General features: G+C 36.7%; 8 protein-coding genes and 1 tRNA gene. All 9 read left to right on the top strand.

From position 1 onward, the window contains the following. Positions 1 to 29 precede the first annotated feature (29 nt). Positions 30 to 103: transfer RNA gene (locus B4D49_RS08705), tRNA-Asn, on the top strand. A gap of 149 nt (positions 104 to 252) precedes the next feature. After that, on the top strand, positions 253 to 729 hold the full coding sequence (locus B4D49_RS08700; RefSeq protein WP_286784129.1) for a sigma-70 family RNA polymerase sigma factor: 477 nt from the start codon (positions 253 to 255) through the stop codon (positions 727 to 729). Between the two features lie 233 nt (positions 730 to 962). Further along, positions 963 to 1,229, top strand: coding sequence for an ACT domain-containing protein (locus tag B4D49_RS08695; RefSeq protein WP_021141631.1), 267 nt, complete (start codon positions 963 to 965; stop codon positions 1,227 to 1,229). An 11-nt stretch (positions 1,230 to 1,240) separates the two neighbouring features. Beyond that, positions 1,241 to 2,578 carry a PFL family protein gene (locus tag B4D49_RS08690; RefSeq protein WP_093816022.1) on the top strand — a complete coding sequence of 446 codons (1,338 nt, stop codon included), beginning with the start codon at positions 1,241 to 1,243 and terminating at the stop codon, positions 2,576 to 2,578. A gap of 218 nt (positions 2,579 to 2,796) precedes the next feature. Beyond that, positions 2,797 to 3,501 carry a histidine phosphatase family protein gene (locus tag B4D49_RS08685; protein ID WP_286784128.1) on the top strand — a complete coding sequence of 235 codons (705 nt, stop codon included), beginning with the start codon at positions 2,797 to 2,799 and terminating at the stop codon, positions 3,499 to 3,501. Further along, positions 3,485 to 4,255, top strand: coding sequence for a M15 family metallopeptidase (locus tag B4D49_RS08680; RefSeq protein WP_286784127.1), 771 nt, complete (start codon positions 3,485 to 3,487; stop codon positions 4,253 to 4,255). Before B4D49_RS08685 ends, B4D49_RS08680 begins: the two co-directional genes overlap by 17 nt. Next, complete coding sequence (locus B4D49_RS08675; protein WP_286784126.1) at positions 4,252 to 4,842, top strand: glycoside hydrolase family 73 protein; 591 nt, start codon at positions 4,252 to 4,254, stop codon at positions 4,840 to 4,842. The genes B4D49_RS08680 and B4D49_RS08675 overlap by 4 nt, the downstream gene beginning before the upstream one ends. A gap of 133 nt (positions 4,843 to 4,975) precedes the next feature. Continuing rightward, complete coding sequence (hrcA, locus tag B4D49_RS08670) at positions 4,976 to 6,010, top strand: heat-inducible transcriptional repressor HrcA (protein WP_286784125.1); 1,035 nt, start codon at positions 4,976 to 4,978, stop codon at positions 6,008 to 6,010. A 45-nt stretch (positions 6,011 to 6,055) separates the two neighbouring features. Beyond that, positions 6,056 to 6,595, top strand: a complete 540-nt coding sequence (gene grpE / locus B4D49_RS08665; protein ID WP_021141636.1) for a nucleotide exchange factor GrpE — start codon at positions 6,056 to 6,058, stop codon at positions 6,593 to 6,595. The last annotated feature ends 108 nt before the right edge of the window (positions 6,596 to 6,703 follow it).

Genomic DNA, 6,703 nt, shown 5'->3' with positions numbered 1-6,703 from the left:
TGTTAGATATGGTAGTCGCTTAGCATTTATCCGCCATAGCTCAGTTGGTAGTAGCGCATGACTGTTAATCATGATGTCGTAGGTTCGAGTCCTACTGGCGGAGTTTTAAAGCGGTAGACGTAATGAGCAACCTTCGGGTTGCTTTTTTTGTGGCTTTAGGTATGATTTGGACATTTTTGTCATGTTCCTTTTTGACTTTTCCTTTTATAATGAATGTACCTTTAAGGGAATAATAAAAGGAGAAATGGATTAATGGATTTTGAAGCATATTTTCAAACGGTTTTACCAATTGTTTTAAAATTAAGACGTCACTACTTTGTGAAACTCTGGGATTATGAGGACTGGATACAAGAGGGACGGATTGTCTTCTTCCAACTCTTGCAGGCTCACCCTGATCTTTTAATCAATGAGGGGAAACGATACACTTATTTTAAAACAAAATTTTCAAATCATGTTAAGGATACTATCAGACATCAGGAGTCCTTTAAACGTAAGTTTAATCGTATGCCTTATGAGGAAATTGGTGAAATCAGTCATTCTGTGCCACAAGTTAGTTTTTTAGAAGTAGCTGATTATGTGGCCTATCGAGATAGTTTAGCTCGTTTGCGTGCAAGCTTGGGAGAAGAAGCCAAAGAAAAGTTAGCTAAGGTTATTCGTGGGGAACGATTTGAAGGGAAGAAAGCTTTTTTAACCGAAATTGCCCCTTACTTTGCGGATTTTAAACCATAAGTATCAATTGAAAAAAGATCAGAGATTTCTGATCTTCTTTTTTTATTCTGCTTGGAAGAATGATTGGTAGAGTGCTCGCACGGCTTCTTTTAGATAGATTTATCAACAAAAACAGAATATTTGTCTAAAAATATCAAAAATAATTCGCTTTTAGCGAATTATTTTGCTAATTAAATGGAATTTTTCAGAAAATTGTGGTAAAATTGAACAAATATTAGTTTTGGAGGCTTCTCATGAAAGCAATTATTACTGTTGTCGGAAAAGATAAAGCAGGTATTGTAGCAGGTGTTTCAGCTAAAATTGCTGAATTTGGTTTGAATATTGATGATATTTCTCAGACTGTTTTAGATGATTTCTTTACAATGATGGCTGTTGTTTCATCTGATGAAAAACAAGATTTTACAAAATTACGTTCTGAATTTGAAGCTTATGGAGAAACTTTGAACGTCAAAATTAACATTCAAAGTGCAGCGATTTTTGACGCCATGTACAATATTTAAGGAGGCTAATTGTGGATATTAGACAAGTTACTGAAACGATTGCAATGATTGAAGAGCAAAATTTCGATGTTCGTACAATTACTATGGGAATTTCTCTTCTTGATTGTATTGATCCTGATATTAACAAAGCTGCCGATAAAATTTACAAAAAAGTTGTCGAAAAAGCTGGTTCACTCGTAAAAGTTGGTGATGAAATCGCCGCCGAACTTGGTATTCCGATTGTAAATAAACGTGTTTCTGTAACACCAATCTCAATTATTGGTGCTGCAACTGATGCGACAGATTATCTTCCTCTTGCCCATGCTTTGGATAAAGCTGCACATGAAATTGGTATTGATTTCATTGGTGGATTTTCTGCTTTGGTTCAAAAAGGTTACCAAAAAGGTGATGAAATTTTAATTAATTCTATTCCTCGTGCACTTGCTGAGACAGAAAAAGTATGTTCATCAGTCAATATTGGTTCAACAAAATCAGGTATTAATATGACAGCAGTTGCTGATATGGGACGTGTGATTAAAGAAACTGCTCAATTGTCTGATTTAGGCGCTGCGAAATTAGTTGTGTTTGCCAATGCGGTTGAGGATAATCCTTTCATGGCTGGTGCTTTCCATGGTGTTGGTGAAGCGGATGTTGTCATTAATGTCGGTGTTTCTGGTCCTGGTGTTGTCAAACGTGCTCTTGAAAAAGTTCGAGGTGAAAGCTTCGATGTTGTTGCAGAAACTGTTAAGAAAACAGCCTTCAAAATTACTCGTATCGGTCAATTAGTTGGTCAAATGGCTAGTGAACGTTTAGGGGTTAAATTTGGTATTGTTGACCTTTCACTTGCTCCTACACCAGCTGTTGGGGATTCTGTCGCTCGTGTTCTTGAAGAAATGGGACTTGAAGCAGTTGGTACTCACGGTACAACTGCAGCTCTTGCGCTTTTGAATGACCAAGTTAAAAAAGGTGGAATCATGGCTTGTAACCAAGTCGGTGGTCTATCAGGTGCTTTCATTCCAGTTTCTGAAGATGAAGGAATGATTGCTGCTGTTCAAAATGGTTCTCTTAATTTAGAAAAACTTGAAGCTATGACTGCTATCTGTTCTGTTGGTTTGGACATGATTGCTATTCCTGAGGATACACCTCATGAAACAATTGCTGCTATGATTGCTGATGAAGCGGCTATTGGTGTCATTAACCAAAAAACAACGGCTGTACGTATTATTCCAAAAGGTAAAGAAGGCGATATGATTGAATTTGGTGGTCTTCTCGGTGCCGCACCTGTTATGCGTGTTAATCACAATTCGTCTGCTGATTTTATTCATCGAGGTGGACAAATTCCTGCGCCGGTTCATAGCTTTAAAAACTAACTTGTTGATTATTTTCAGTCATATAATATCTAGGGTAGAAAGATTTACTACCCTAGTTTTTTGTCTGAAAGGCTTCATCATTTTCCTAATCAAGATTGTGTTTTGAAGAAAGAAGCAATGAAAAAATATGATATAATAAAGTGGCATTAAGGTCTTAAAATTAATGTTGATTTTGTTATAGCTATCCCTGTTTGTTTCTAGTTTTTAGGAGGAAGCCAATGGTAAAAACAAGGTTGTATATTGCTCGTCATGGTAAGACAATGTTTAACACAATCGGTCGTGCGCAAGGGTGGAGCGATACTCCGCTGACGACTGAAGGTGAACGTGGTATTCAGGAACTTGGTGTCGGATTAAAAGACGCTGGTTTAATATTTAAAGAAGCTTTTTCGAGTGATAGTGGGCGAACTTTGCAAACAATGGAAATTATTCTGCGAGAGTGTCATCAAGAAGACATTCCTTACACGCGTGATAAACGAATTCGCGAGTGGTGTTTTGGTAGTCTAGATGGTGGTTACGATGGTGAATTGTTTAATGGTGTTCTTCCTCGTGTTTTTGACAAGGATATGACTAAGCTCACTTATGAAGAATTGGCAGAAGGTATTTATAAAGTTGATACTGCTGGTTGGGCTGAAACCTGGGAAGTATTGAGTAGTCGGATTTTAGAAGGATTTACGGCTATTGCTAAAAAAGTTGAGGCATCAGGTGGTGGTAATGCCATTGTAGTTAGTCATGGCATGACTATTGGTACTTTTTTGTGGCTGGTAGATCCTACGACACCAAGAGGTTTGGGAATAGATAATGGTAGTGTGACAATTGTTAGTTTTGAGAATGGCAAATTTATTATTGAATCGATTGGAGATGTCAGTTATCGTCTCAGAGGTCGACAATTATTAGAAGAAAGAAAAGATGAGAAAAAAGCGTAGTTTACCAACCTTAATTTTAGGGTTATTAATTATTATCATTTTTGTTGCTGGAATTTTTATTTTTGTCCAAGGTGACCGATTAACACTAGGTAGAAATACTAAAAGTACTTCTGTGAGTCAAAATGTCTCTACGAAGTCTTCTTCAGTAACTGCTAAAACGAAAACATCTGATTTACCTGATGTTTCAAGTGATGATTGGGCATTGGTTTTGGTTAATCGCAATCATGTTACACCAGAGATGGATCCAGATTTGACACAAATTGACAACATTACTGTTGATTCACGTATTGCTGACAATGTTCGTAGTTTCTTAGCTGCAGCGCAAGCTATTAATGCTAGTGAACATTTGATTTCTGGCTATCGAAGTGTTGCTTATCAAGAAGAATTGTTCAATTCATACGTTTCACAAGAAATGTCAGCTGATCCGAGTCTAACACAATCTGCTGCAGAGGACTTGGTTAAAACCTATTCTCAACCAGCAGGTGCTAGTGAGCATCAGACGGGACTTGCAATGGATATGAGTACAGTTAATTATCTCAACCAAAGTGATACTGACGTTGTTGAAAAAGTGAAAACTATCGCACCTGAATATGGATTTGTTCTTCGTTTTCCAAAAGGAAAAAGTGAGTCAACAGGTGTTGATTATGAAGATTGGCACTTCCGTTATGTTGGTAAAGAATCAGCAAAATACATGACTGATAATAATCTTAGCCTTGAAGAATACATTGCTTTGTTGAAGGAGAATAAACGATGAAATCTCGATTCTCTTTTGTTCAATTTCTTGTATTTTTGGCTGTTTTGGTTCTAGGTATTTTTTCACCGCTATATGCTCACCGAGCAACACCTAGTGCAAATAAAACAGAAAAAGTTTCCTATAATAAGTCGGAATTTTTTGCTGACATTGCACCAACGGTTCAAGAAGTGGCAGAAGCTTATGGCGTGCGTCCGTCATTGGTGATGGCACAAGCAGCGTTAGAATCTGATTATGGTCAACATTTGCTAGCTGTAAAATATCATAATCTCTTTGCTGTTTCTGCGCAGCCAGGAAATAAACCTGTGACTTTGAAATACAAACGTTATTTTGTCAATGAGTGGCAAACTGAAATTGGCCAATTTGCTGTTTATAAATCTTGGGATGATGCTATTTACGATTATTTTGATTTGCTGAAATCAGGTAAAATTCGCAATAGCGAGGGTGCTTATGATATTATGGTTTCTAATAAAGGTTATAAGAAACCTACACAAGCATTGCAAGATATGTCCTTTAGTACTGACCCTGATTATGCGGATAAATTGGTTAAAATCATTGAAGAAAACAACTTAACTTCATACGATAAATAACGAATTAGCACTCTATTAAAAAGAGTGCTAATTTTTTACGCTTTTTCCTTGACACTGTTTTTTAGAGGAGTATAATAGAATTATAAATTAGCAGTCGATGTATATGAGTGCTAAAAATGAAAGGGGCGAGGTTATGATAACACAACGTCAAAGTGATATTTTAAACTTAATTGTTGAATTATTTACGCAGACGCATGAACCTATTGGCTCTAAAACTTTGCAAGCGACGATTGATTCAAGTAGTGCAACTATCCGAAATGATATGGCAAAACTTGAAAAACTAGGATTGCTTGAAAAGGCACATACATCAAGTGGGCGTATGCCAAGCGCTGCTGGATTTAAATATTTCGTTGAACATTCATTGACTCTTGATAGTATTGATGAACGCGATATTTATCAGGTTGTTAAGGCTTTTGATTTTGAAGCTTTCAAGCTTGATGATATTTTGCAAAAAGCAAGTCAAGTTTTAGCAGATATGACTGGTTATACATCGGTGATTTTGGATGTTGAGCCAGCTCGACAAAAACTGACGGCTTTTGATATTGTTCAATTATCAAGTCATGATGCTTTAGCTGTTTTAACTTTAGATGAATCAAAACCAGCAACGATTCAGTTTGCTATTCCAAAAAACTTTATGTTGAAGGATTTAGTGACATTGAAGGAAATCGTTGACGAGCGGTTGCTCGGACGCACGGTGATGGATATTCATTATAAGTTACGAACTGAAATTCCTCAGGTTTTGCAAAAGTATTTTACTGTTACAGACAACGTTTTGGATTTGTTTGATTACATTTTTGCAGAATTGTTTAGAGAACTGGTTTTCGTAGCTGGTAAAGTTAACTCACTTGATTATGCTGATTTGGAAACTTATCGTTTCCTAGATAACGACCAGAGAGTTGCAGTAGCTCTTCGTTCTTCTATGAAAGAAAATGAAATTGCTAATGTTCAAGTTGCGGATAGTCAAGAACCAGCTTTAGCTAATGTGACTGTTTTGACACATAAGTTTCTGATTCCTTATCGTGGATTTGGGCTTCTTAGCTTGATTGGTCCGATTGATATGGATTATCGCAGAAGTGTTAGCTTGGTTAATGTTATCGGGCGAGTCTTAGCGATGAAACTTGGTGATTACTACCGTTATCTTAATAGTAATCATTACGAAGTCAACTAAGTTTAGTAATTAATTTAATTTGATAAAAAGATAGGGAGGGACACAGTGTCAGAAGAAACTAAAAACGAAGAACTTCAAGAAGAAGTTGAAGCCACTGATGTTGTGACTGAAGAAGAAACAAAAGAACAGCCTCAAGAAGAGGCTCAAAACGAAGAATTGCAAAAAGCACTTGAACGTGCTGAAGATTTTGAAAACAAATATCTTCGAGCACATGCTGAAATGCAAAATATTCAACGTCGTGCTAACGAAGAACGTCAACAATTACAAAAATATCGTTCACAAGATTTAGCAAAAGCTATCTTGCCAAGTTTGGATAATTTGGAACGTGCACTTGCTGTTGAGGGTTTGACTGATGATGTGAAAAAAGGTCTTGAAATGACACGTGATAGCTTGATTCGCGCGCTTAACGAAGAAGGTGTTGAAGAAGTTGTCGCTGAAAACTTTGACCACAACTTGCACATGGCTGTTCAAACACTTCCTGCAGATGATGAACATCCAGCAGATAGCATTGCACAAGTTCTTCAAAAAGGTTATAAACTTCACGAACGTCTCTTGCGTCCAGCAATGGTCGTTGTTTACAACTAATTGGCTTGACCGCAATGTCATTAAACTATAACTGAAGTAAATAAAGATAAATTCATAATAAAAAGAGGGATAGAACATGTCTAAAATTATTGGTATTGACTTAGGTAC

Source organism: Streptococcus sp. UBA4344 (assembly GCF_002393675.1).
Taxonomy (GTDB): domain Bacteria; phylum Bacillota; class Bacilli; order Lactobacillales; family Streptococcaceae; genus Streptococcus; species Streptococcus vicugnae.
This window is presented reverse-complemented; position numbering and strand designations above follow the sequence as displayed.

Coding starts and splice junctions, on each gene's coding strand:
- B4D49_RS08680 (WP_286784127.1), top strand. CDS start 3,485: ATGAGAAAAAAGCGTAGTTTACCAACCTTAATTTTAGGGTTATTAATT.
- B4D49_RS08695 (WP_021141631.1), top strand. CDS start 963: ATGAAAGCAATTATTACTGTTGTCGGAAAAGATAAAGCAGGTATTGTA.
- B4D49_RS08700 (WP_286784129.1), top strand. CDS start 253: ATGGATTTTGAAGCATATTTTCAAACGGTTTTACCAATTGTTTTAAAA.
- B4D49_RS08675 (WP_286784126.1), top strand. CDS start 4,252: ATGAAATCTCGATTCTCTTTTGTTCAATTTCTTGTATTTTTGGCTGTT.
- hrcA (WP_286784125.1), top strand. CDS start 4,976: ATGATAACACAACGTCAAAGTGATATTTTAAACTTAATTGTTGAATTA.
- B4D49_RS08685 (WP_286784128.1), top strand. CDS start 2,797: ATGGTAAAAACAAGGTTGTATATTGCTCGTCATGGTAAGACAATGTTT.